The organism is Enterobacter cloacae complex sp. P29RS (genome assembly GCF_014893445.1).
Classification (GTDB): domain Bacteria; phylum Pseudomonadota; class Gammaproteobacteria; order Enterobacterales; family Enterobacteriaceae; genus Enterobacter; species Enterobacter intestinihominis.
The window spans coordinates 104,329-129,548 of record NZ_JADBPZ010000014.1 but is presented as its reverse complement, the minus strand read 5'-3'; the positions used below and the strand labels follow the sequence as shown (position 1 = coordinate 129,548).

Below are 25,220 nucleotides of genomic sequence, written 5' to 3'. Positions count from 1 at the left end.
GGCCGGGGCGAGGCGCAGGGATGCGCCGAGAGGGCGGCTTTACAGGGACGTTGCCTCCGCCCGTACCCGATAAGCCGGAAGGAATGAGCCGAGGGCACCGCGAAGCGGCGATTTACCGCCGGGAGCCCGGGTCGCCAGGGTGGTGGCGACTGAGCCACCCTGGCACGTTCACCGGTCATGTTGTTACAGAGTAGCAAGGAACATAAAGTGAACGGAATGACCACCACCGCCGTATGTTCCCCTCACCCTAATCCTCTCCCCGGAGGGGCGAGGGGATTGCTCAGTGCTCGCATTAATTTGTGGGGAACCCTCAGCCCCGTGGGTGAGGGCGTCAAACCGCACGATGGTTCTTCCGGTACTGCAGCGGCGTCTCGCCAATCCCTTTTTTAAACGCGCTGATAAACCACGTCACGTCGGAAAAACCCGTCTGTGCGGCAATGTCACGCACGCTCGAATCAGTGTGGAGTAAACACTCACACGCCTTACGCAACCTTAGCGTATTCAGGTAGTCGTGAATTTTTTCGCCCGTTTCCGCATGGAATTTTCGCGATACGTAGCTGCGGGATTTTCCCAGCTCATTGGCCAGCGCATCCAGACGAAATTTCTCCTGATAATGCTCGTCGAGCCAAAACATCACCTGGCTGGCGATCCCCTGGCTGTTTCCCGGCTCGCCGTCGCGATCGTCGGGCAGCATCGCGAACAGGCCGATCAGCAGGCTGGCGATGCTCTCGCCGTTCATCGGCGGTTTATAGCAGCTAAACAGATGGTCGATATGGTGATGGAAGTGAGCTAAATCGGCGACCCACGCTTCGCCGCCACGGCGTGACAGCCGCTCCAGACGCTGCCGGGTCTGGGGAAAATCCCGCAGGATCTTCAGCACCGCGTGCTGGTCGAGATGAATAATGGTGCGGCGGTAAATTGCCTCCGCCTGTTCGTCCACCATGACCTTGTGCAGCGTAAAAGGCGGGAAGAAAAACAGCCGTCCGGGGCGCATGGTGTAGTGACGATTATCGACAATCGCCACCCCAAAGCCCTCTTCCACATAGAGGATCTCCAGACACTGGTGCCAGTGATGGTAGCGCACGGTATTGGCAAACAGGCGGCTGAACGAGGCCACGGTATCGTTCAGGGCGATCAGTTCCAGAAGATCGGATGTCGGCGTGTCGCGCATAGTGCAATAAAACTCAACTTTTTCCCGTCTGACCGTCTTTATAAACCACCTTTTTAAATTTTCTCAACTGGAGGTTTATTCATCGTTCATGCCTGTGACACGGCTAACATTTCTGCCCCTTGCGGATTCACTATGCTTTGCCGCAGTTGATTACGAGGGCGAACCGATGTGGGCGGCAAATAAAGAAAAATCAAATCCGTTGTCTTCACGCCAGGATGTAGTGGCGTCGTTGAATGCACTTTTACAGGCGCTGGACACGCAATTTCCGGCGAACCGTTCACGATTCTCGCTGGGTGATACCTGCGCCCATTACACAGCGGATATTGCGCAGATGGAGGGACTTTCCCGCGCGCTGTGGGGGCTGTTTCCGCTGATGGCATCCGGCGAAAGCACGCCGTTCAGCGAGAAGTACCTTACTGCCATTAAGCTTGGTACCGACCCGCAAAGCACCGGCTACTGGGGTGAAACCGGCCCGTACGATCAGCGTCTGGTAGAGATGGCGGCCTACGGTCTGGGGCTCGCTCTGCTGGGAGATAAACTCACCGCGCACTTTACCGGGCGCGAGGTGATTAACCTGCACGCGTGGCTCAACCAAATCACCGACGCGCAGATGCCGGACAGCAACTGGAACTATTTTGCCATTATGGTCCAGCTCGGCTTTAAGCGCGCCGGCCTGCCGTACGATCAGGCCGCCATTGACCACCGCTTTGCGCTGATGGACGCCTACTATCTCGGCGACGGCTGGTACTCCGACGGTCCCGGCCGCCCGAAAGACTATTACATCTCCATGGCTTTCCATTTTTACGGCCTGATTTACGCCACCCTGAGTGACGACGAGGCGAGGGCAAAGGTGCTGCGCGAGCGCTCGCGTCTGTTCGCGGAAGACTTTATCTACTGGTCCGCCGCCGATGGTGCCTCGGTGCCGTTTGGCCGCAGCCTGACCTACCGCTTTGCCATGGTTGCCTTCTGGAGCGCGGTGGCCTTTTCTCAGCTGGACGTCTTCACCCCGGGTATCGTGAAGGGCATTGTGCTGCGGCATCTGCGCTGGTGGCAGCAGCAGTCGATTGTCGATCGCGACGGTATTCTTACCCTGGGGTTTGCGTATCCGAACCTGGCGATGTGCGAGGATTACAACTCCCCCGGTTCACCGTACTGGGCGCTGAAAACCTACCTGATCCTGGCGCTGCCGGAGGCGCATCCGTTCTGGCAGGCCGACGAGCAGCCGCTGCCCGCGCTTGCTGAAAAACATGTGATCCCGCATGCGCAGCAGATCCTGATGCATTCGAAAGCTTCGCAGCACGTCGTCATGCTCACGGCTGGTCAGCTGGAGCTGAATAACTACGTTAACACCGAAGCGAAATACACCAAATTTGCCTACTCCAGCCGCTTCGGATTCACCATTGAGCGCGGGCGTTTTGGCCTGAAGCATGCCGCCTGCGATTCGATGCTGCTGCTGGCGGACGGAGATGACTATTTCCGTGGTCGTCGCGAGTGCGAAGAGGTTCGGGTAGATGAACATAACATTTTCTCGCGCTGGTCGCCTTGGCGAGACGTGCATATTGCGACCTGGCAGATCCCGTTCGGGGAGTGGCACCTGCGCCTGCACCGCATCAACAGCGCGCGCACTCTGCAAACCGTCGAGGGCGGCTTTGCGGTGATGAAAACCGCCCACCAGGTGCGCGATCGCGGTTGTTATCTGATGGCTGAAAACGGCAGCAGCGTCATTGTCGATCTTTCGCCGGTCATTCACCGCCAGCCAGACAGCATCGTCACGCCGCCGAACAGCAGCATTATGTTTGCGGAGTGCGCTTCCATTCCGTTGTTAAAGGCCGACCTCCCGCAAGGGGAAAGCTGGCTCTGTTGCGCCGTTCTGGCTGGCGGAAAACAGCCCGTTGCGGCGACGCCGCAGCTGAATATAACCCATAGCCGGGTCGTCATTAGCGAACCCGGAAGCGAACGTAAGCTGTCGTTCACATTATAAAAATCTGGCCCTACACGTCGGCGAGGATGATATGAAAAGCACATCGACAACTAACAGAACTGAATATTACAAAATCAGTAGCTTTATCTTTCTCTATTTCTTTACCTGGTCTGCCAGTATTGGACTGCTGGCGATCTGGCTTGGCCAGAAAGCCAATCTCAGCGGCTCGGTGATTGGAACCGTTTTTGCGGTGAACGGGATATTCTCCGTTATTCTTAAACCGATCTACGGCTATATTCTCGATAAGATCGGCATGAGCAAATACCTGCTCTATTTTGTGGTGATCATGTCGGCCCTGATGGCGCCGTTCTTTATTTACGTATACCAGCCGCTGTTAATGTCTAATACCCTGCTGGGGATTATTATCGGCGCGCTCTATTTAAGCTTTGCCTGGTACGCGGGTGTGGCGGCGTGCGAATCGTATTCCGACCGCTTTAGCCGATTAAACGGCATGGAATTCGGGCAAATTCGCATGTGGGGTTCGCTCGGCTGGGCGGTGGCATCGTCCTTCTCCGGCCTGCTGTTTAACCTCTCACCGGCGTATAACTTTATTCTCGGCAGCGTGGCGTCGGTGGTGATGCTGATCGTCCTGCTGAGCCTGAAAGTGAACACTAACTCCATTCACGCGGGCGAGGTGCTGACGAAAGAGAAAATCGCCCCGTCAGACGTTTACGCCCTGCTGCGAAACCGCAAATTCTGGGCCTTCTGCCTGTACGTGGCGGGCGTGGCGTGGATGATGTTTATCGCCGAGCAGCAGTTCTCGCGCTATTTCGTCACCTTCTTCGATGATATTCATGAGGGCAACGCGGTATTCGGTTATCTCGGGACCGTGCAGTCGGGCATGGAATTTGTCATGTATATGGTGGTCCCGCTGTTTGTGAACTTTATTGGCGCCAAACGCGGGCTATTAATTGTCGGGCTGGTGGTCGGGGCGCGTCTGATTATTTCCGGCATGTGTGATTCTCACCTGTTAATTTCAGTGCTTAAGCCGCTGTACGGTCTGGAAATTTGTCTCCTGCTGGTGTCGGTATTTAAATATATCGCCGAGCATTTCGACAAGCGCGTCAATGCCACCATGTATTTACTCGGCTATCAGGCAATGCTCTACGTTGGCAACGTGGTGGTCTCTTCCCCTGCCGGGTATATGTATGACCGTATTGGCTTTGAGCACACCTATATCATCATGGGCGCAACGGCGCTGACCTTTACCCTTATTTCTGCTTTTACGTTATCCGCCTGTCAGAGCAAATGGCGCGGGGCTCGTGCGCTGAACGTAGCAGAAACGTCAACACGATAAATTACGCCGTCAAAGAAGGAACCGAAATATGTTAAGTCGTATCAAAGAAGAACGTCTGCCTGTTATCGCTGCGCCCGTTGACTCCCGCGCATTCAGCGATGAACTGAATTCGGCGCGCAGCCACGTTCTGGACCTGATTAGCCGTCATTTAACGGAGTTCGGCGACAAATTCCCGGCGGAAACCTGCCAGAACGGTTTTTATCCGCTGACTGACAACGTGGAGTGGACCACCAGCTTCTGGACCGGGCAGCTATGGCTGGCATGGGAGATGAGCGGCGAGGAAAAATTCCGCGCGATGGCGGAAAAACACGTGCGCTCGTTTGGCCTGCGCATCGCCGGGCGCAACGACACCAACACCCACGATTTAGGCTTCCTCTACACGCTCTCCTGCGTAGCCGCGTGGCGGCTGACCGGAAACCGCGAGGCGCGCGGCTTCTCGCTGCTGGCGGCGGAAGCTCTGCTGGAACGCTTCCACGAGAAAGCGAAGATCATCCAGGCGTGGGGCGATCTCTCCGATCCGGACCAGGCCGGGCGGATGATCATCGACTGCAACATGAACCTGCCGCTGCTCTACTGGGCAACGGAGCAGACGGGCGATCCGCGCTTTGCCGACGCCGCAAAAGCGCACGTCATGCAGGCGGCGACGTACCTCATTCGTGACGATGCCTCCACATTCCACACCTACTATATGGATGTGACAACCGGCGCACCGCGCTACGGCAACACCCAGCAGGGCTACGCCGACGACTCCTGCTGGTCACGCGGGCAGGCGTGGGGAATTTACGGCTTCCTGCTGAGCTATATCTATACCGGCGACGAGACGATGATCGCCCTGTCAAAACGGCTGGCGAACTACTTCCTCAATCGCCTGCCCGACGACTACGTCTGCCACTGGGATCTGGCGCTGGTGGGCACCGACGCGCTGCGTGACTCTTCCTCGGCGGCGATTGCGGTATGTGGGCTGCTGGAGCTGGTGAAACACCTGCCGGTCACGGATCCGGATCGCGAGCGCTATATGGAGTGGGCTAAAGGCATTATGTCGTCACTGACGAAACACTATCTGATGGGGAGAGAAGAAAAGGGCAACGGGCTGCTTAAACACTCGGTTTACCACCTCGGGAGCAACAAAGGCGTGGATGAGTGCGCAAGCTGGGGAGATTACTTCTACGTTGAGGCGCTGGTGCGTTTCACCCGGAGCTGGAAACTGTACTGGTAACTGGCCGGGGGATTACCATCCAAGCACGTCTTTAATGACGCGCCGGTAGGGCGTATCAAGCTGGGCAGGCACGCGGCAAATATAGTCCTGCGCATGGCTGCGGGTCTCTCCGCTGAGGCCGTCGAGATAAGCGATGGCTTCGTCCACGGCAGGAACCCTGCCTTCCTGTGACGCGCTTCTCGGCGGGAGCCCGGTCCAGATGATCGCTTCAATACCTTTCTCCCTGGCCCATGTTGTCAGGATACCCGTGTCGCGTCCGGTGATTAGCAGCGAGCCAATGCCATCGCAGCGATCCTCGGGAATGGCTTCGCGCTCACGCAAAGCGCGGCAGGCCACGCTCAACGTTGTGGCCTCCAGCCATGCCCAAAGCACCGGCACGGCAGGGGCATTCATACAGATGGCGGTCGCCAGTTCACCGCCATCGCTGACCCGACAGAACTCGACGGGCAAAGAAGGCCCGTCGGTCTGCCACTCACCGGCTACCGGTAACGCGCCGCTTTTCCAGATTAACGAACCCCAGCCAAGACAAGCTATTTTCATTCTGTTCCTCTGCGCGACGTGAACCGACTGTTTTAGACGTTATGCTTTAGGAATACGCAGCGTCTGGCCGGGATAGATTTTATCGGGGCTGGAGAGCATAGGGCGGTTAGCCTCAAAAATCTTGTTGTACTGGTTAGCATCGCCGTACACGGTTTTAGAGATCGCGCTCAGGGTATCGCCGGATTTCACCGTATAGTAAGTAGCTTCATCTTTGGCATCTGTCGCGGTGATGTTGTTCTCCACCTCGCTGACGCCTGCGATGTTGCCGACGGCGACCTGGATTTTTTCTTTCTGCTCCTGCGTCAGCCCGTCGCCCGTCACGCTGGCTTTGCCGTCGGTGACGTCAACCTGAACCTTATCGGAACCGGGAATGTTGAGTTTCTTGAGGTGCTCGGTGATTTTGTCGCTCTGACCCTTATGATCGGTCAGATTGTCCCACAGCTTTTCGCCTGCTTCTTTTACGAAATTAAAAAGACCCATTCCATCCTCCTGTTTAACATGAAGTCAGAATAAGCATAGCAGTTGAGTGTTAAGGTGATAAAAAAAGCCCGGTGGCGTTAACGCTTACCGGGCCTGGGAGGGAAGTTGTAGGCCGGGTAAACGCAGTGCCACCCGGCAAATTTCACAGAACTTAAACCCCTTGCTCCAGAATACGGATGTGGGTTTCCAGAACGTCTCCTTTCACCGCGTCGCTCCACGCTTTCATATGCGCGGTCTGCAAATGCGCTTCAAGGTGCGCGACGGTTTCCCACTGCTCAACCATGATGATCGAGTCTGGCGCGGTCGCCTGGAAGCTTGCGCTGGTGGCGGCGTCCACCATTGGCGCGTAGCCGTGGCAGCCTTCTTCTTTCAGTACGGTCGGGATGATCTTTGCGAACTCATCCAGCACCGCCTGGCGGTGATGTTGGCCAGGACGCGTACGGATTTCAGCAATAACGGTAAGCATAATTAACTCCTTCTAATTCCAGGCTACCAGTTAAGCAAAAATTTCCGCGAGATGCTTGCGATATTCTGCGATATAGCGTGGGACGTCCGGCATTTTAATTACGTCATTGACGATAAAGGTCGGCAGCGGCTCCATAGCCAGGAACTGATTCGCCTTGTGGAATGGCAGATACGCGCCGTCTACGCCTACGCCTTCAAAGAACTGATCTTGCTCGGTGAACGCTTCAAGCGGGGCATTCCAGGTCAGGGAGAGCATGTATTTCTTGCCCTGCAACAGGCCGCCGGAACCGTATTTTTTAGACGCGTCTGAGCGGGTGCGGCCGTCGCTGGCATACAGCGAACCGTGACCTTCGGTAAACACATCGTCCATGTATTTTTTCACGGTCCACGGTGCGCCCATCCACCAGCCCGGCATCTGCCAGATAACCACGTCGGCCCACAGGAAGTTCTGCACTTCGGCCTTCACGTCGTAATCGCTGTCCGCGCGCACAACCTTAACATCATGTCCGGCGTCGCGCAGGAAACCATCCGCGACCTCGGTCAGGGTGTCATTGAGCTGGCCTTTAGAGTGCGCAAATTCTTTCGCGCCGTTGATAATCAGAATGTTGCTCATTATTTGTCCTCGATGCTGAGAGTATGCCAGGTATTCTACGCGCGAGGACGGAGCGGAAAAATAAGCAAAATGTGCAAAGTCTTTTGCGCTCAGCGCAATAATGGCTACCAGCTGACGGTCACCTCAAAGCCCCCTTCAGGCGCATTGCCCAGCGAGACGCGCATCCCGTGTAACGCCGCGATGCGCTTCACGATAGACAACCCCAGACCGCTGCCGGTGGCGTCCTGGCCCGGTGGACGATAAAAGCGCTCGCCGAGACGCGCCAGCGCATCGGTTGAAATGCCCGGGCCGTTGTCGCGCACGGTAAAGCTTTGGGTGTTCAGCGTCACGTCCACCACGCTGCCGCGCGGGCTATAACGAACGGCGTTGTCCAGCAGGTTACGCGCCAGCAGGCTCAGCAATAGCGGCTGTCCGTGACGCATCACCTCGGGCGCGTTGACGTTGAGCCGAATATCAATGCCCGCCTGCTGCGCCGGATGCCAGATATCCAGCACCGCGGATTGCAGCAAATCGGCCATCATCACGGGTTCGACGTCATCAAGATTATCCAGTGAATCCAGGCGTGACAGGGTGAGAAGCTGATCCACCAGCCGGGAGGCGCGGTCGATGCCCGCATGCAATTGCCCCAGCGCTTTAGACTGCGCCCCGGGATCGTCAAGTGAAAGCTGCGCCACGTCGGTTTGCACCTTCAGCGCGGCCAGCGGGCTGCGCAACTCATGAGCGGCATCCGAGGTGAAGCGGCGCTCGCGGGCCATCATCTCCTGCGTACGGGCGAAAAGATGGTTAAGCGCATCAAGCAGCGGGCGAACCTCCGTCGGCACGCCGTGGGTGGGCAGCGTATCGGTCGCATCCGGCGAGCGTGAACGCAGGGTCTGCGCCAGGTTTTTCAGCGGTTTCAGTTCCCGGCTCAGCAGGACAATCAGCAACAGCAGCATTACGGGCAGCGCCACCAGCCACGGCGTCAGCTGCGAGCTGACCACGTCCAGCGCCATATCCTGTCGGTACTCCCACTCCTGGCCAACCACCACGCGGTATTTCCCGTCCGGGGAGGTCAGCCACAGGAAACGCCATTCGTCGTTGTCATCCTGCAACCGACCGTCATCAAATCCGTCCCGGCGGTAGTGATAAGGTATGTCGCGCCCGTTCTCACCGTCGTTAAGCACCATGCTGCCGTCTGCGGTGAAGATTGCGAAGGCCAGCGCATCGTCGTCAAGATGGCCGTGTTTGGCTTTTTTCGGCACCTCGCGCATGCGTTCCGGGGCGCGGAGTTCGTCCACGTCCATCGTCAGCAGCCGTTTGGCAAACAGCATCTGCTGGGTATCGAACAGCTTATCGAGCTTGTCGGTCGTCTGGTGCCAGGCCACCACGCTTGCGGCAAACCAGGCCGCCAGGGACAGCAGCAAAAAGAGGAGCGTCAGGCGCAGCTTCAGGCTCAGGCGTTGGGTCAGTTTCATGCGTCACCCAGGGTATAACCGATGCCGTGCACGGTGCGGATAAATTCGCTGCCGAGCTTGCGGCGTAAATGATGAACGTGGACTTCGACGGCGTTGCTGGAGACGTCATCATCCCAGTTGTAGAGTTTCTCTTCGATGGCCTTGCGCGGCAGCACGCGGCCCGCGTTGCGCATCAGCAGTTCCAGCAGGGCGTACTCTTTGGGTTTGAGCACCAGCGTTTCGCCCTCCAGCGTGGCGACAAGACTTGCCGGATCGAGCGTGACCTTGCCGTGACGCAGCTCGCTGCGCGCCTGCCCGTGGCTGCGGCGCACCAGCGCTTCGAGGCGGGCTGCCACTTCAATCAGCGCGAACGGCTTACACAGGTAATCATCCGCCCCCAGGCGTAACCCTTCGACGCGCTGATTCAGCGCATCCCGCGCGGTGAGGATCAGCACCGGTTCGCTCTTACCGCTTTCGCGCCAGGCGCGCAGGATCTCAAGCCCGTCGATTTCCGGCAGCGTCAGGTCCAGCACCACGGCATCGTACGGCGCGGTGTACAGGGCCGCCTGCCCGGTTTTACCGTCGGTAAACCAGTCCACGTTAAAGCCCATTTTGCTTAAGCCCGCTTTGATGCCATCGCCGATGAGCTTGTCGTCTTCTACCAGTAAAATGCGCATATTTCCTCCTTGATGCCGTCAGTAAACCTTCTGCAAGCGCCTGCTGTACAGTAAAAATAAATAAATTTTCCCCTTAAGAAGTTGTTAAGGTTTACCCTGTTTAATGGATTGTGAAACGACATTAAAGGGAGAGATTAAGATGAAAAAATACGCTGCAATTGCTGCCATCATGATGATGACCACTGCCCCTGTTTTTGCTGCACAGGGTGGCTTCTCTGGCCCATCTGCGACACAGACCCAGACGCAAACCCAGCAGGGTGGCTTTGTCGATAATAACGCCAACCTCACTACCGCGGCTAAAGTCAAAGATATGAAGGACGACAGCTGGGTGAAGCTGCGCGGTAATATTACCGAGCGCCTGTCCGATGACCGTTACACCTTCCGCGATGAAAGCGGCACGGTGGTGGTGGAGATCGACCACAAGCGCTGGAACGGCGTGACGGTGACGCCACAGGATAAAGTCGAACTCCAGGGTAAAATCGATAAAGACTGGAACGAGTTTGAAATCGACGTGAAGCAGGTTATCAAGCTGAACAAATAACCCGGAAAGGGCCGCTTATGCGGCCCTTTTTCTTTGTGACTCAACTCGCCAGATGAGGTAGTATCTGCGGCAATATTGCCTGAAACCCATCGGTTTCTGAGTTGAGGAATCACACGTAATGAGCGATATGGCAGAGCGCCTCGCGCTACATGAATTCACGGAAAACGCCTACCTGAACTACTCCATGTACGTCATCATGGACAGGGCGTTGCCGTTTATCGGGGATGGCCTGAAGCCCGTTCAGCGCCGCATCGTCTATGCGATGTCCGAACTGGGGCTGAATGCGACCGCCAAGTTCAAGAAATCCGCCCGTACCGTCGGCGACGTGCTGGGGAAATACCATCCGCACGGTGACAGCGCCTGCTATGAAGCGATGGTGCTGATGGCCCAGCCGTTCTCTTACCGCTATCCGCTGGTGGATGGTCAGGGGAACTGGGGGGCGCCGGACGATCCGAAATCCTTCGCGGCGATGCGTTATACCGAATCCCGTCTGTCTAAATATGCCGAAGTGCTGTTGGGCGAGCTGGGGCAGGGTACGGTCGACTGGGTGCCAAACTTCGACGGTACGATGCAGGAGCCGAAAATGCTGCCTGCGCGTCTGCCGAACATCCTGCTGAACGGCACGACCGGTATCGCCGTGGGCATGGCGACGGACATTCCGCCGCACAACCTGCGTGAAGTGGCGAAAGCCGCCATCACCCTGATTGAGCAGCCAAAAACCTCGCTGGACGATCTGCTGGATATCGTGCAGGGGCCGGACTATCCGACCGAAGCCGAGATCATCACCTCGCGTGCGGAAATCCGTAAAATCTACCAGAACGGCCGCGGCTCCGTGCGCATGCGCGCGGTATGGACCAAAGAGGATGGCGCCGTGGTGATCACCGCGCTGCCGCACCAGGTCTCCGGCGCGAAGGTGCTGGAGCAGATTGCCTCCCAGATGCGCAATAAAAAGCTGCCGATGGTGGACGACCTGCGTGACGAATCGGACCACGAAAACCCGACCCGTCTGGTGATTGTGCCGCGTTCTAACCGCGTGGATATGGAGCAGGTGATGAACCACCTGTTCGCCACTACCGATCTGGAAAAAAGCTACCGCATCAACCTGAATATGATTGGTCTGGACGGTCGCCCGGCGGTGAAAAACCTGCTGGAGATCCTCACCGAATGGCTGGCCTTCCGCCGCGATACGGTGCGCCGCCGTCTGAACCATCGCCTGGAGAAAGTGCTTAAGCGCCTGCATATCCTCGAAGGTTTGCTGGTGGCGTTCCTCAACATTGACGAAGTGATTGAGATCATTCGTACCGAGGACGAACCTAAGCCTGCCCTGATGTCGCGCTTTGGCATCAGCGAAACCCAGGCTGAAGCGATCCTCGAACTGAAGCTGCGCCATCTCGCTAAGCTGGAAGAGATGAAGATCCGCGGCGAGCAGAACGAGCTGGAAAAAGAGCGCGATCAGCTTCAGGCGATTCTGGCGTCCGAGCGCAAGATGAACACCCTGCTGAAGAAAGAGTTGCAGGCCGATGCCGACGCCTTTGGCGACGACCGTCGTTCTCCGCTGCATGAGCGCGAAGAAGCGAAGGCGATGAACGAGCACGACATGCTGCCGTCCGAGCCGGTGACCATCGTGCTTTCCCAGAGCGGCTGGGTGCGTAGCGCCAAAGGCCACGATATCGACGCGCCGGGTCTGAGCTACAAATCCGGTGACAGCTTCAAGGCGGCGGTGAAGGGCAAGAGCAACCAGCCGGTGGCGTTTATCGACTCCACGGGCCGCAGCTACGCTATTGATCCGATCACGCTGCCATCCGCGCGCGGGCAGGGCGAACCGCTGACCGGCAAGCTGACGCTGCCGCCGGGCGCCACGGTTGACCATATGCTGATGGAAGCCGACGATCAAAAACTGCTGATGGCGTCTGATGCTGGCTACGGCTTTATCTGCACCTTCAACGATCTGGTATCGCGTAACCGCGCCGGTAAAGCGCTGATCAGCCTGCCGGATAACGCCCACGTCATGCCGCCGCTGATCATCGAGAACGAAAGCGATATGCTGCTGGCGATCACCGCTGCCGGACGCATGCTGATGTTCCCGGTCAGCGATCTGCCGGAGCTGTCGAAAGGGAAGGGCAACAAGATCATCAGTATCCCGTCAGCGGAAGCGGCAAAAGGCGAAGATAGCCTGGCGCATCTCTTCCTGCTGCCGCCGCAGAGCACGCTGACCATTCATGTCGGCAAACGTAAGATCAAACTGCGTCCGGAAGAGTTGCAGAAGGTGGTTGGCGAGCGCGGACGTCGCGGCTCACTGATGCGTGGCCTGCAGCGCATCGACCGCGTGGAGATCGACTCGCCGGCGCGCAGCAAAGCGGACGACAGCGAAGAGTAACCTGTTTCATCCCCCCCTCTTTCCGGAGGGGGATTACCATAAAATTTCCCGTAAAAACGTTGTTAATTCGTGCGTTGCGATTAACAATACGCGCTCGTAATAAAGTCCTTACCTGGCCACAGGTGAAGTATAATTGTCAGCTGTCAGGGCTTCAGAGGTCGCTATGCTATACATTGTTCGTCTTATTCTTACCGTTATTTACTGCATTCTGGTCTGTATTTTCGGATCGATTTATTGCCTGTTCAGCCCGCGTAACCCAAAACATGTCGCGACGTTCGGGCACATGTTTGGTCGCCTTGCGCCATTGTTCGGCCTGAAGGTTGAAAAGCGTCTGCCTGAAGGGGCGGAGAATTTCGGTAACGCCATCTATATCGCTAACCATCAGAACAACTACGATATGGTGACGGCCTCAAATATTGTTATTCCGCCGACCGTAACCGTCGGGAAAAAGAGCCTGCTGTGGATCCCGCTTTTCGGCCAACTGTACTGGCTCACCGGTAACTTGCTGATTGACCGCAACAACCGTGCGAAAGCGCATGGCACCATTGCGGAAGTGGTGGATCAGTTTAAAAAGCGCCGGATCTCAATCTGGATGTTCCCGGAAGGGACGCGCAGCCGCGGTCGCGGCCTGCTGCCGTTCAAGACCGGCGCGTTTCATGCTGCAATTGCGGCAGGCGTTCCAATTATTCCCGTGTGCGTTTCCAATACATCGAATAAGATTAATCTTAACCGTCTGAAAAACGGACTGGTCATTGTCGAAATGCTACCGCCGGTGGATACCTCCAAATACGGTAAAGACCAGGTGCGCGAGCTGGCCACGCACTGCCGCGAGCTGATGGCTCAGCACATTGCACAGCTCGATAAAGAAGTTGCAGAGCGAGAAGCCGCCGGTAAGATTTAACCCGGTTTCGTTCAAGGGAAAACGAATTCCCGCGTTGTTAGTCGTTTCAGATGGAGCTTATATGTCACTCAGTCGGCGTCAGTTTATTCAGGCTTCGGGTATCGCCCTTTGTGCGGGTGCGATGCCGCGGACAGCCAGCGCCGCCGGGCAGCAACAGCCGCTGCCTATTCCGCCGTTGATTGAATCCCGTCGCGGACAGCCGCTATTCCTCACGCTTCAGCGTAGCCACTGGTCCTTTACCCAGGGAACGCGCGCGCAGGTATGGGGCATTAACGGACGCTACCTCGGGCCGACCATTCGCGTGTGGAATGGGGATGACGTCAAGCTCATCTACAGTAACCGGACGACGGAAAATGTCGCAATGACCGTCAGTGGGTTGCAGGTGCCGGGGCCGCTGATGGGCGGCGCGGCGCGCATGATGTCGCCGAATGCCGACTGGGCGCCCGTCCTCCCGATTCGTCAGAGCGCGGCGACATTGTGGTATCACGCCAACACCCCGAACCGCACCGCCCAGCAGGTCTATAACGGCCTGGCCGGGATGTGGCTGATTGAAGATGAGGTCAGTAAAACGCTGCCGATCCCGAATCACTACGGTGTTGATGATTTCCCGATCATTATTCAGGACAAGCGTCTGGATAACTTCGGTACGCCGGAGTACAGCGAGCCGGGCAGTGGTGGCTTTGTGGGCGATACGCTGCTGGTTAACGGCGCGCAAAGCCCGTATGTCGAAGTGTCTCGTGGCTGGGTGCGCCTGCGTCTGTTGAATGCCTCTAACTCGCGCCGCTACCTGCTGCAAATGAGCGACGGCCGCGCCCTGCATGTGATTTCAGGCGATCAGGGGTTATTACCTGCGCCGGTGTCGGTGAAACAGCTGGCGCTGGCGCCGGGCGAACGTCGTGAAATCCTCGTGGATATGACCAACGGGGATGAAGTGTCCGTGACCTGCGGCGAAGCGGCAAGCATTGTTGACCGCATACGCGGCTTCTTTGAACCGTCGAGCGTTCTGGTCTCCACGCTGGTGCTGACGCTGCGCCCGACCGGCCTGTTGCCGCTGGTGACCGACAGTCTGCCGATGCGCCTGCTGCCGCAGGAAATTGTGACCGGCCCGGCAGTACGCAGTCGCGATATCAGCCTTGGCGACGATCCGGGCATCAACGGCGCGCTGTGGGACGTAAATCGTATTGATATCACCGCCCAGCAGGGAACCTGGGAGCGCTGGACCGTCCGCTCGGAGATGCCGCAGTCGTTCCATATTGAAGGGGTGTCATTCCTGATCCGCAACGTCAACGGGGCGATGCCGTTCCCGGAAGACAGGGGCTGGAAAGATACCGTTTGGGTGGATGGGCAGGTAGAACTGCTCGTCTACTATGGACAGCCGTCATGGCCGCACTTCCCGTTCCTGTTCCACAGCCAGACGCTGGAGATGATGGACAGGGGGTCGGTAGGGCAGATGCTGGTGAATCCGGCACCGTAAAACGAGTCGGGTGGCGGCTTCGCCTTACCCGACCTACAGGCCCGTAGGCCCGGTAAGCGTAGCGTCACCGGGCAATAAATACCCCTTCATTTCCCCCGATAAACCAGCGTATAATCCCGCTCCTTTTGTCTATTTTTTCTTCGGAAGCATTATGAGCGCAATTTCCCTGATCCAGCCGGATCGCGACCTCTTCTCCTGGCCCCAGTACTGGGCAGCCTGCTTTGGACCGGCGCCGTTCCTGCCGATGTCCCGGGAAGAGATGGATCAACTGGGCTGGGACAGCTGCGATATCATTCTGGTGACGGGTGATGCGTATGTCGATCACCCGAGCTTTGGCATGGCGATCTGCGGCCGTATGCTGGAAGCTCAGGGTTTCCGCGTGGGGATTATTTCTCAGCCTGACTGGAACAGCAAAGACGACTTTATGCGTCTGGGTAAACCTAACCTGTTCTTTGGCGTGACCGCGGGCAACATGGACTCGATGATCAACCGCTATACCGCGGACCGTAAGCTGCGCCATGACGACGCTTATACGGCAGATAACGTGGCGGGTAAACGTCCCGATCGCGCGACCCTCGTCTACACCCAGCGATGCAAAGAAGCATGGAAAGACGTGCCGGTGATCCTGGGCGGCATCGAGGCGAGCCTGCGCCGCACCGCGCACTACGACTACTGGTCTGACACCGTGCGCCGTTCGGTGCTGGTGGATTCGAAAGCCGACATGCTGATCTTCGGCAACGGCGAGCGTCCGCTGGTGGAAGTGGCGCATCGCCTGGCGCAGGGTGAAGCGGTCAGCGAGATCCGCGACGTGCGCAACACCGCGATCATGGTGAAAGAGGCGCTGCCGGGCTGGAGCGGGGTGGATTCCCGCATTATCGATATGCCGGGCAAAATCGACCCTATCCCGCATCCGTACGGTGACGATCTGCCGTGCGCGGATAACAAACCAGTTGAGCCGAAGAAAGCGGAAGCAAAGGCCGTGGTGGTGCAGCCGCCGCGTCCGAAGCCGTGGGAAAAGACCTATGTGCTGCTGCCGTCATATGAGAAGGTCAAAGCTGACAAGGTGCTCTACGCACACGCCTCCCGTATTCTGCACCATGAAACCAACCCGGGCTGTGCCCGCGCGTTGATGCAAAAGCACGGCGAGCGTTATATCTGGGTTAACCCACCGGCGATCCCGCTCTCTACCGAAGAGATGGACAGCGTTTTTGCCCTGCCGTACAAGCGTGTGCCGCATCCGTCATATGGCAACAGCCGTATTCCAGCGTACGAGATGATCCGCTTCTCGGTCAACATCATGCGCGGCTGCTTCGGCGGGTGCTCCTTCTGTTCGATCACCGAACACGAAGGTCGTATTATTCAGAGCCGTTCCGAAGAGTCGATTGTTAACGAGATCGAAGCCATTCGCGACACGGTCCCGGGCTTTACCGGCGTAATCTCCGATTTGGGTGGTCCAACGGCTAACATGTACATGCTGCGCTGCAAATCGCCGCGCGCTGAGCAGACCTGTCGTCGTCTCTCCTGCGTCTATCCGAGCATTTGCGAGCATATGGACACCAACCACGAGCCGACGATCAACCTTTACCGTCGCGCCCGTGACCTGAAAGGCATCAAGAAGATCCTGATCGCCTCCGGCGTGCGTTACGACATTGCGGTGGAAGATCCGCGCTACATCAAAGAGCTGGCGACGCATCACGTTGGCGGTTATCTGAAGATCGCCCCGGAGCACACCGAAGAGGGCCCGCTGTCCAAAATGATGAAGCCGGGCATGGGCAGCTATGACCGCTTTAAACAGCTGTTTGATACCTTTTCAAAACAGGCGGGGAAAGAGCAGTATCTGATCCCATACTTCATCTCCGCGCACCCCGGCACCCGTGATGAAGACATGGTGAACCTGGCGCTGTGGCTGAAGCAGCGTCGATTCCGTCTGGATCAGGTGCAGAACTTCTACCCGTCGCCGCTCGCTAACTCGACGACCATGTATTACACCGGCAAAAACCCGCTAAGTAAGATTGGCTATAAGAGTGAAGACGTGGTGGTGCCGAAAGGGGATAAACAGCGCCGTCTGCACAAAGCGCTGCTGCGCTATCACGACCCGAAAAACTGGCCGCTGATCCGTCAGGCGCTGGAAGAGATGGGGAAAAAGCACCTGATCGGCTCGCGTCGTGATTGCCTGGTGCCAGCGCCAACGCTGGAAGAGATGCGCGAAGCGCGCCGCCAGAACCGCAATACGCGCCCGGCGCTGACCAAGCACACGCCAATTGTGCATCAGCGTTCGAACGGTGGGGCTTCGGGGACGAAAAAAACGGGAAAACGTAAGATCGGATAACGATGATGCCCTCACCCCGGCCCTCTCCCACAGGGAGAGGGTGGAAAGCATTCCCTCTCCCTGTGGGAGAGGGTTAGGGTGAGGGGAAACTACCCGCCAAACTGATCCGGATCCGGCCCAAGCCGCTTGCCCTGATCCAGCTTCGCAATCTCACCCAGCTCGTCTTTATCCAGGCGGAAATCCCAGACGTCGAAGTTCTCGGCGATACGCGATGGCGTGACCGATTTCGGGATCACCACCAGACCGCTATCCAAATGCCAGCGAATGACGATCTGCGCCGGCGTTTTGCCGTACTTATCCGCCAGTTCACGAATGATTTTCTGGTCAAACACCCCTTCGCCGCCCTGAGCCAGCGGGCTCCAGGATTCGGTCTGGATCTTGTGCGTGGCGTTCCACGAATGAAGCTGGCGCTGCTGCATCAGCGGGTGTAGCTCAATCTGGTTAATCACCGGCGCGACGCCCGTTTCATCAATCAGGCGTTGCAGGTGATGAACCTGAAAATTACAGACGCCGATGCTTTTTATCAGCCCCTCTTTTTGCAGCTCAATCATCCCTTTCCAGGCATCAACGTAATGGTCGATAGCCGGTACCGGCCAGTGCATGAGATAAAGATCGACGAAATCGAGCTGGAGTTTCTCCAGACTCTCCTGTAACGCTTCGCGTGGACGCTTTTGATCGTCGTTCCACAGCTTGGTGGTGATGAATAACTCATCGCGGGGAATGCCAGCGCTGGCAAGCGCGGTCCCCACGCCGTCCTCGTTTTTATAGGCGGCGGCGGTATCGATGGACCGATAGCCGACTTCCAGGGCTTTATGAATGGCGGAGACGACCTCGTCGTTACCGGCTTTCCATACACCTAGCCCCAGCTGGGGCATCACGTTGCCGTCCTGTAGCTTGATTACGGTTTGGTTTGCCATTTTTCCTCCTTCAGGTGCTCATCGCCGGAGGGAACCTCCGACAATGTGATGTGCATTAAGTCTGGACGAAATGTCAAAAAACGAAAGTCAGGATCCTAAAAACGCTTAGCGTGCCGCTTCGTAAATACGACGGCTGACGTCCAGGGTGATGTCGCCATGCTCGCCGATCTGCGTCATACCGTGTGCTTCCAGCTTCGCCAGCAGGGCAGGGATGGAGCTGCCGTCCAGGCCGTAGCCAGAGAGACGCGTTGGCACACCCAGGCTTTCAAAGAAGTGACGGGTGGCTGCAATTGCGGCATCGATACGCGCATCGTCGGAACCCTCGGTGATGTTCCAGACGCGTTCGGCGTACTGGAGCAGTTTGGCGCGTTTAGCGTCACGTTTTTCATTCCACAGCGCAGGCAGAACCACCGCCAGCGTCTGGGCGTGATCCAGGCCGTGCATCGCCGTCAGCTCGTGACCGAGCATATGGGTCGCCCAGTCCTGTGGCACGCCTGCACCGATAAGGCCATTCAGTGCCTGTGTTGCAGCCCACATCACGTTAGCACGCACGTCATAGTTTTCAGGCTCTTTCAGCGCTTTCGGACCTTCTTCAATCAGCGTCAGCAGAATGCCTTCCGCGAAACGATCCTGAATTTTGGCGTTCACCGGGTAAGTGACGTACTGCTCAACGGTGTGAACAAAGGCGTCGACCACGCCGTTCGCCACCTGACGCGCAGGCAGGGTATAGGTGTAAACCGGATCGAGGATCGCGAACACGGGCTGAACGTGTTCGTTCATAAAGGCCTGCTTGTCACCGGTGGTTTTACGGGAGATGACCGCGCCTTTGTTGGACTCAGAGCCGGTGGCCGGCAGCGTCAGCACGGAGCCCATCGGGATCGCACTGCTGATGTCGCTGCCGCCCGTTTCCAGAATATGCCACGGGTCGATGCCGTCAGCGTAATGCGCTGCCGCCGCGATGAATTTGGTGCCGTCCAGCACGGAACCGCCGCCCACCGCCAGCAGGAAAGTGATCTGCTCCTCACGGGCGATTTTTACCGCGTTCATCAGCGTTTCATAAGACGGGTTAGGCTCGATACCGCCGAACTCGCGTACGTCCAGCCCTTCCAGAGCGCTGTAAACCTGATCCAGTACGCCGGTTTTTTTCACGCTGCCGCCGCCGTAGGTAATCAGGACGCGGGCGTCCGTCGGGATTTGCGCGCGCAGGTCAGCGATAGCGTCTTTACCAAACAGAATGCGGGTTGGGGTGTGAAGATTAAAGTTGTTCATGGCTTGTTCCCTGTAGTGGGTAAAAAATCGTGGTGGCGCAGAAGGCAACCTGATGCTGCACATTGTGGCGGGCAGGCGCTATCCTCTCAATGCACATTCCTGCCGATGTCTTGCCCATTTCTACAGCGCTCTGGAGAAACGGTAAGAAAATGCGCACACTGTTAGCGTCGGAAACCGTACCCGGAGTAACTGAAAATGAACCGTGATGCCATCTGCCGCCAGCTAACGTCGCAGATTAAAAGACTGATAGATAACGGAAATGATTCGGCTGAGCTGTTGCCGGATATCCGATTGCTCTACGGTACCCAGCCCGGAACGCGCACCCCGGTGATGTATCAGCCCGGCATCGTGTTTCTCTTTTCTGGCCATAAGATTGGCTATATCAATGAGCGCGTGTTCCGTTACGACACCAATGAATATCTGCTTCTGACTGTACCTTTACCCTTCGAATGTGAAACTTTCGCGACAGAGGAGGTACCGCTGGCCGGGATCCGCGTCAACGTCGACATTCTCCAGTTGCAGGAGTTGCTGATGGAGATTGGGGAGGACGAACTTTTCCGGCCGTCGATGGCGGCAAGCGGTATCAACTCCGCGACCTTATCGGAGGAAATTCTCTGCGCGATTGAACGCCTGTTAGACGTGATGGAAAGGCCTCTGGATGCGCGTATTCTCGGAAAGCAGATTATCCGCGAAATTCTTTACCATGTGCTGCTGGGACCGGGCGGCGGGGCGCTGCTGGCGCTGGTAAGCCGGCAAACGCACTTCAGCCTCATTAGTCGCGTGCTGAAGCGCATCGAGAGCCAGTACACGGAAAACCTCAGCGTTGATCAGCTGGCGGCGGAAGCCAATATGAGCGTCTCGGCGTTTCACCATAACTTTAAATCCGTCACCAGCACGTCGCCGTTGCAGTACCTCAAAACCTACCGTCTGCATAAGGCGCGGATGCTGATGATCCACGATGGCATGAAGGCCAGCGCCGCGGCGATGCGGGTCGGGTATGAAAGCGCGTCGCAGTTTAGTCGGGAGTTTAAGCGTTACTTCGGCGTCACGCCGGGGGAAGATGCGTCACGTATCAGAACCATGCAGGGAGCGTGAGGGGAAACGGAGGCCGGGTAAGCGGTAGCGCCACCCGGCTTTTATTTATGCGCTGCAATACTTTTTCTTGATCACCACCGCAATGGTACCCACCAGCCCTGCAACCAGCAGGAAAATCGGCAGGATCATCAGGAAGGTCATCACCTGGTCTTCATGGCGTTTAACAAAGGGGATCATATTCAGCGCGTAGCCGAGTGTGGTGACCACGCCCACCCAGAGCAGGGCGCTCAGCCAGTTGAAGAACTGGAAGCGGCGGTTAGAGAGGCCTGAAATACCCGCCATGGTAGGCAACAGGGTGCGAACGAACGCCAGAAAACGCCCGGCAAGCAACGCCAGCAGGCCGTGACGGTCAAACATGCAGGTCGCGCGCTGATGATATTTATGCGGCAGCTGCGCCAGCCAGCCTTTCACCACGCGGGTGTTTCCAAGCCAGCGCCCTTGCAGGTAGCTCAGCCAACAGCCGAGACTGGCCGCAGAGGTAAGGATCACCATTGTCGGTGCGAAGTCCATCACGCCCTTGCCGATTAACGCCCCTGCGAGCAGGAGCAGGCTGTCACCGGGTAAAAATGAGGCTGGCAGTAATCCATTTTCCAGAAACAGCGTCGCGAACATCACGAAATAGACAATCCCGACGACATGTGGGTCCGCCAGCGCGGCAAAATCGTGTTGCCAGAGCGCCGTGATGATATTTTGAATAACAGCCATGGACTTTCCTGTGGAACAGCAGATATAACGCTATTGTACTCCCAATTTTGCCTGTCGGGGTTGATCGCAGGCGCATCTCATACAGACTTTTCTGCTTGCGGTGTTCAGAATAGCGTCCAGGGAGTACATGTCAGCCAGCACTTTACACGATGCGCTCAAATCCTGCCGATAAATCCGCAATTAAATCGTCCACATTTTCCAGCCCGATATGCAGGCGGATTAAGGTCCCCTCGAAGTCCACCTCGCCGCCCGGGCGCAGGGCCGCAATCTGCTCCGGCTGATTGGGCAGGATCAACGATTCAAACCCACCCCATGAATAGGCCATGCTGAAGAGGGTAAAGTTATCCAGATAGCTTGCCAGCTCGGCGTCATTCAGGCGCTTCTTAAGAACAAATGAGAACAACCCGCTGCTGCCCGTAAAGTCACGTTGCCAGTATTCGTGGCCCTTGCTGCCAGGCAGCGCCGGATGGTTAACGCGCTCCACCTGTGGATGCAGCGCCAGCCACTGTGCAATTTGCAGGCTGCTTTCGTGATGCTGACGCAGACGCACGCCGAGCGTACGGATGCCCCGGCTGGTCATGTAGGCGGTATCGGCATCCACCATCTGGCCCATCAGGTAGGCGTTTTCACGCAATTGCTCCCAGCAGCGGGCATTAGATACCGCCGTACCGATCATGCCGTCTGAGTGGCCAATCAGGTATTTGGTCGCCGCCTGAATGGAGATATCGATGTCAAATTCCAGGGCTTTAAACAGCACACCTGCCGCCCAGGTGTTGTCGATCATGATGATCGCTTCCGGCGCTATGCTGCGCACCGCCTTCACGATGGCCGGGACGTCATGCACTTCCATGGTGATGGAGCCGGGAGATTCCAGGAACACAACGCGCGTGTTGGGCTGAATAAGCCCGGCAATACCGGCCCCAATCAGCGGATCGAACCAGCTGGTGGTGACGCCGAGCTTGCTGAGTATTTTGGTGCAGAAGTCCTGGCTTGGCTCGTAGGCGGTATTGGTCATCAGGATGTGGTCACCCTGTTCAACAAACGCCAGAATGGTATTGGCGACCGCCGCCGCACCGCACGGGAACAGCGCGCAGCCCGCGCCGCCCTCCAGTTCGCACATGGCTTCCTGCAACGAGAAATGGGTTAACGTGCCACGGCGACCGTAAAACAGCCCGCCCTTCGCGCGATTACGCGTGGCGATTTTTTTATCTTCGACGGTATCAAACACCAGCGAGGAGGCACGCTGGATCACGCTGTTGACCGAGCCCTGGGTGTATTTTTTACTGCGTCCTGCCTGCACCAGCGTGGTCTCAAGCTGCTTTTTAGTCATGTTCGCTAACCCTATTTTTATACGTCTGGACGTCCAGACTACCACGATTGTCACAATGTGCATCCGGATGCTTATCGAATAAGCAGAAAATATTATTAAAAATTCGCACAAGAAATTTTTACTGCGTAAGCGCAAGGAAAGTGAGCGAAAATTACGGCACTATGTAAATACTAATGAGAACTACTATCAATTCGACGACGTTTTGATATTATTACGTTCAGATTGTGTGATTTGCGTCCTGGAGATACAGAGTGGGTAATAATTTGATGCAGACGGATCTCTCCGTTTGGGGCATGTATCAACATGCTGACATCGTCGTTAAGGTTGTGATGATCGGCCTGATTCTGGCGTCCGTGATCACCTGGGCTATCTTCTTCAGCAAGAGCGCCGAACTTCTTTCACAAAAACGCCGCCTCAAGCGTGAGCAGAAGCAGCTGGCGGAAGCCCGCTCTCTGGATCAGGCTTCTGATATCACCTCATCCTTCCATGCGAAAAGCCTGACTACCCTGTTAGTGAACGAAGCGCAGAACGAGCTGGAACTCTCCGCAGGCAGTGAAGATAACGAAGGCATTAAAGAGCGTACCGGCTTCCGTCTGGAGCGTCGCGTTGCGGCCGTGGGTCGTCATATGGGCCGCGGTAACGGCTACCTGGCGACTATCGGCGCTATCTCCCCGTTCGTCGGCCTGTTCGGTACCGTCTGGGGCATCATGAACAGCTTTATCGGTATCGCCCAGACGCAGACCACTAACCTTGCGGTCGTCGCGCCGGGTATCGCAGAAGCGCTGCTGGCAACGGCTATCGGTCTGGTTGCCGCTATCCCTGCGGTAGTTATCTATAACATCTTCGCGCGCATGATTGGCAGTTACAAAGCCACACTGGGTGACGTTGCCGCGCAGGTTCTGCTGCTGCAAAGCCGCGATCTGGACCTGAACGCCAGCGCCGTTAAACCGGTGCATGCGGCGTCCAAACTGCGCGTAGGTTGATTGTATGGCAATGCGTCTTAATGAAAATCTGGACGATAACGGTGAAATGCATGAGATCAACGTGACGCCGTTTATCGACGTCATGCTGGTTCTGCTGATTATCTTTATGGTTGCCGCGCCGCTGGCGACGGTGGACGTGAAGGTGAATCTGCCTGCGTCCTCCAGCCAGCCGCAGCCGCGTCCGGAAAAGCCTGTCTACCTGTCCGTGAAGGCCGATAAGTCCATGTTCCTGGGCAACGATCCGGTGACGGATGCCTCGGTTATTCCGGCGCTGGACCAGCTGACCGGCGGCAAGAAAGACACCACCGTCTTCTTCCGCGCGGATAAAACCGTCGATTATGAAACCATGATGAAGGTAATGGACACGCTGCATCAGGCGGGATACCTGAAGATTGGTCTGGTCGGCGAAGAGAAAGCGGCCGCGAAGTAAAACGAAGGCGAAGCCGCCTTCCGTGCCGGGTGGCGGCTTCGCCTTACCCGGCCTACAATCTCAGGCTAGCGCCGCCGGGCGAACCACGTTGTCAGCAGTTAGAAGATGTTGTTGACGCCTCTTCATCGAGCGCCACGCAGGTGACGTTTGATGTGCGATAGTTGCCTTCCGAGAGTTTACGGGTCAGGCGCAGGGTGGCTGTCTCGCGTGCCAGCAGGTACTGATAGTTCGTCTCCAGTCGCCCAAGGATCTTCTCTTTAAGCTCAGGGCGCAGCTCAATAATGGCGTTCATCACCGCGCCGTAAATCTCCTCTTTGGCCTGCAAGGCATAAATTTCCCGACGGTTCTGCCATTTCAGGCGCACCAGCGTGGCCGGAATCGAAACCAAGTCCTGCGTTATTCGCGTCATCTCGTCATTTTTTATCTTTTTCAGGGCGTCGAGATTCTGCTTTAAGATAAATTCATCGCTTTTCTTATCATCTAAAGTCAAATAAACGTTATTACCGCTATCATCATTCACGTTAATCATCCCCCAGGTTATAAAAAATGGGATTGCTTTTTTCACGCGTAATTAAGTTAAGCCAAATTTCATTGCCAGCTTCATTTATTTGCTGTGTTTTCTCGGCCATTATTTGACTTAGAGCCTGGGCATCTATTTCCCCTTCGGCCTGTAAATCATTTAGCAGATGAACTAAGGCTTCAATCTTGATGGCACGAAATAACCGTTCTTTTAAATGGCGATCGTGCTCTTCCAGCACCATATTACGGGATTTGCCGGTGCGTGAAACACCAATTAATATATCGGCTTCATAGTCGGAGAGTTTTCTTTTTCCTTGAGTGAAATTCGCCTCTTTATCTGCTTCCGTCGAAGGCTGTTCCACAGGCGTAATGTGGTACTTTGCCGGGACAAGATTGTCGGGCAGCATTTTAATTTCCTTTAATTTCAAAAGGGTGGGGTTGGAAAAAGGGTGAGATTCGTTGACAATATCATGAGGC

The 25,220-nt window shown here is 56.7% G+C and carries 24 protein-coding genes; 11 read left to right on the top strand and 13 right to left on the bottom strand.

What is annotated here, in order from left to right; genetic code table 11:
- Nucleotides 1–331: 331 nt before the first annotated feature.
- Nucleotides 332–1,171 carry an AraC family transcriptional regulator gene (locus IM282_RS12660; RefSeq protein WP_022649417.1) on the bottom strand — a complete coding sequence of 280 codons (840 nt, stop codon included), beginning with the start codon at nucleotides 1,169–1,171 and terminating at the stop codon, nucleotides 332–334.
- A 166-nt stretch (nucleotides 1,172–1,337) separates the two neighbouring features.
- Here IM282_RS12660 and IM282_RS12655 point away from each other — a divergent pair, with 166 nt between their 5' ends.
- The 3 genes from IM282_RS12655 to IM282_RS12645 are packed head-to-tail and all read left to right on the top strand — an operon-like array spanning nucleotide 1,338 to nucleotide 5,665.
- Nucleotides 1,338–3,152: a DUF2264 domain-containing protein gene (locus tag IM282_RS12655; protein ID WP_063163596.1), complete on the top strand. Its 1,815-nt coding sequence runs from the start codon at nucleotides 1,338–1,340 to the stop codon at nucleotides 3,150–3,152.
- Nucleotides 3,153–3,183: 31 nt separating this feature from the next.
- Nucleotides 3,184–4,449 carry an oligosaccharide MFS transporter gene (locus IM282_RS12650; protein ID WP_022649415.1) on the top strand — a complete coding sequence of 422 codons (1,266 nt, stop codon included), beginning with the start codon at nucleotides 3,184–3,186 and terminating at the stop codon, nucleotides 4,447–4,449.
- A 28-nt stretch (nucleotides 4,450–4,477) separates the two neighbouring features.
- A complete protein-coding gene (locus IM282_RS12645; protein WP_045622724.1) occupies nucleotides 4,478–5,665 on the top strand; it encodes a glycoside hydrolase family 88 protein in 1,188 nt (395 codons plus the stop codon).
- Nucleotides 5,666–5,677: 12 nt separating this feature from the next.
- Here the strand turns inward: IM282_RS12645 and IM282_RS12640 are convergent, their stop codons facing one another.
- The 6 genes from IM282_RS12640 to qseB all read right to left on the bottom strand — a co-directional run bounded on the left by IM282_RS12640 (nucleotide 5,678) and on the right by qseB (nucleotide 9,873).
- Nucleotides 5,678–6,205 (bottom strand): hypothetical protein, encoded by a 528-nt coding sequence (locus IM282_RS12640; protein WP_022649413.1) that lies wholly within the window; start codon nucleotides 6,203–6,205, stop codon nucleotides 5,678–5,680.
- Between the two features lie 39 nt (nucleotides 6,206–6,244).
- Nucleotides 6,245–6,685, bottom strand: a complete 441-nt coding sequence (lysM, locus tag IM282_RS12635; protein ID WP_022649412.1) for a peptidoglycan-binding protein LysM — start codon at nucleotides 6,683–6,685, stop codon at nucleotides 6,245–6,247.
- Between the two features lie 151 nt (nucleotides 6,686–6,836).
- Complete coding sequence (locus tag IM282_RS12630; RefSeq protein WP_003862506.1) at nucleotides 6,837–7,151, bottom strand: putative quinol monooxygenase; 315 nt, start codon at nucleotides 7,149–7,151, stop codon at nucleotides 6,837–6,839.
- Nucleotides 7,152–7,181: 30 nt separating this feature from the next.
- A complete protein-coding gene (locus IM282_RS12625; protein ID WP_022649411.1) occupies nucleotides 7,182–7,763 on the bottom strand; it encodes an NAD(P)H-dependent oxidoreductase in 582 nt (193 codons plus the stop codon).
- A 104-nt stretch (nucleotides 7,764–7,867) separates the two neighbouring features.
- Nucleotides 7,868–9,217, bottom strand: coding sequence for a quorum sensing histidine kinase QseC (gene qseC / locus IM282_RS12620; protein ID WP_023306956.1), 1,350 nt, complete (start codon nucleotides 9,215–9,217; stop codon nucleotides 7,868–7,870).
- Nucleotides 9,214–9,873: a quorum sensing response regulator transcription factor QseB gene (gene qseB / locus IM282_RS12615; RefSeq protein ID WP_192970454.1), complete on the bottom strand. Its 660-nt coding sequence runs from the start codon at nucleotides 9,871–9,873 to the stop codon at nucleotides 9,214–9,216. The genes qseC and qseB overlap by 4 nt, the downstream gene beginning before the upstream one ends.
- Nucleotides 9,874–10,012: 139 nt before the next feature.
- On the opposite strand from qseB, the gene IM282_RS12610 reads away from it, so the two are divergent.
- The 5 genes from IM282_RS12610 (at nucleotide 10,013) to IM282_RS12590 (ending at nucleotide 17,495) form a co-directional block, all read left to right on the top strand.
- Complete coding sequence (locus tag IM282_RS12610; RefSeq protein ID WP_022649408.1) at nucleotides 10,013–10,414, top strand: YgiW/YdeI family stress tolerance OB fold protein; 402 nt, start codon at nucleotides 10,013–10,015, stop codon at nucleotides 10,412–10,414.
- 118 nt (nucleotides 10,415–10,532) lie between these two features.
- Entirely contained in the window at nucleotides 10,533–12,791 is a 2,259-nt protein-coding gene (gene parC / locus IM282_RS12605; RefSeq protein WP_023298608.1) for a DNA topoisomerase IV subunit A, read from the top strand.
- A gap of 163 nt (nucleotides 12,792–12,954) precedes the next feature.
- Complete coding sequence (plsC, locus tag IM282_RS12600; RefSeq protein ID WP_022649406.1) at nucleotides 12,955–13,692, top strand: 1-acylglycerol-3-phosphate O-acyltransferase; 738 nt, start codon at nucleotides 12,955–12,957, stop codon at nucleotides 13,690–13,692.
- A gap of 61 nt (nucleotides 13,693–13,753) precedes the next feature.
- Nucleotides 13,754–15,166 (top strand): cell division protein FtsP, encoded by a 1,413-nt coding sequence (gene ftsP, locus IM282_RS12595; protein ID WP_023298607.1) that lies wholly within the window; start codon nucleotides 13,754–13,756, stop codon nucleotides 15,164–15,166.
- A gap of 151 nt (nucleotides 15,167–15,317) precedes the next feature.
- Nucleotides 15,318–17,495, top strand: a complete 2,178-nt coding sequence (locus tag IM282_RS12590; protein WP_046618810.1) for a YgiQ family radical SAM protein — start codon at nucleotides 15,318–15,320, stop codon at nucleotides 17,493–17,495.
- 89 nt (nucleotides 17,496–17,584) lie between these two features.
- On the opposite strand, the gene dkgA is transcribed toward IM282_RS12590, so the two are convergent.
- A complete protein-coding gene (gene dkgA, locus IM282_RS12585; RefSeq protein ID WP_023306942.1) occupies nucleotides 17,585–18,412 on the bottom strand; it encodes a 2,5-didehydrogluconate reductase DkgA in 828 nt (275 codons plus the stop codon).
- A 105-nt stretch (nucleotides 18,413–18,517) separates the two neighbouring features.
- Entirely contained in the window at nucleotides 18,518–19,681 is a 1,164-nt protein-coding gene (gene yqhD / locus IM282_RS12580; RefSeq protein ID WP_192970453.1) for an alcohol dehydrogenase, read from the bottom strand.
- Between the two features lie 195 nt (nucleotides 19,682–19,876).
- Between yqhD and IM282_RS12575 the strand changes: the two genes are divergently transcribed.
- Nucleotides 19,877–20,776 carry an AraC family transcriptional regulator gene (locus tag IM282_RS12575; protein WP_017382749.1) on the top strand — a complete coding sequence of 300 codons (900 nt, stop codon included), beginning with the start codon at nucleotides 19,877–19,879 and terminating at the stop codon, nucleotides 20,774–20,776.
- 45 nt (nucleotides 20,777–20,821) lie between these two features.
- On the opposite strand, the gene yghB is transcribed toward IM282_RS12575, so the two are convergent.
- Both yghB and metC read right to left on the bottom strand, forming a co-directional pair.
- Nucleotides 20,822–21,481 (bottom strand): DedA family general envelope maintenance protein YghB, encoded by a 660-nt coding sequence (yghB, locus tag IM282_RS12570; protein WP_015571869.1) that lies wholly within the window; start codon nucleotides 21,479–21,481, stop codon nucleotides 20,822–20,824.
- Nucleotides 21,482–21,623: 142 nt separating this feature from the next.
- A complete protein-coding gene (gene metC / locus IM282_RS12565) occupies nucleotides 21,624–22,811 on the bottom strand; it encodes a cystathionine beta-lyase (protein WP_023306940.1) in 1,188 nt (395 codons plus the stop codon).
- Nucleotides 22,812–23,062: 251 nt separating this feature from the next.
- On the opposite strand from metC, the gene exbB reads away from it, so the two are divergent.
- Together exbB and exbD are read left to right on the top strand one after the other, a co-directional pair.
- Nucleotides 23,063–23,794, top strand: coding sequence for a tol-pal system-associated acyl-CoA thioesterase (gene exbB / locus IM282_RS12560; protein ID WP_023298602.1), 732 nt, complete (start codon nucleotides 23,063–23,065; stop codon nucleotides 23,792–23,794).
- Between the two features lie 4 nt (nucleotides 23,795–23,798).
- The gene (gene exbD / locus IM282_RS12555; RefSeq protein WP_023298601.1) at nucleotides 23,799–24,224 is read left to right on the top strand and encodes a TonB system transport protein ExbD; all 426 of its coding nucleotides are present in this window, start codon (nucleotides 23,799–23,801) and stop codon (nucleotides 24,222–24,224) included.
- Nucleotides 24,225–24,315: 91 nt separating this feature from the next.
- Here exbD and IM282_RS12550 read toward each other — a convergent pair whose 3' ends face one another.
- Together IM282_RS12550 and IM282_RS12545 are read right to left on the bottom strand one after the other, a co-directional pair.
- The gene (locus tag IM282_RS12550) at nucleotides 24,316–24,753 is read right to left on the bottom strand and encodes a hypothetical protein (protein WP_023298600.1); all 438 of its coding nucleotides are present in this window, start codon (nucleotides 24,751–24,753) and stop codon (nucleotides 24,316–24,318) included.
- The gene (locus IM282_RS12545) at nucleotides 24,746–25,150 is read right to left on the bottom strand and encodes a hypothetical protein (protein ID WP_023330187.1); all 405 of its coding nucleotides are present in this window, start codon (nucleotides 25,148–25,150) and stop codon (nucleotides 24,746–24,748) included. Before IM282_RS12545 ends, IM282_RS12550 begins: the two co-directional genes overlap by 8 nt.
- Nucleotides 25,151–25,220: the final 70 nt, after the last annotated feature.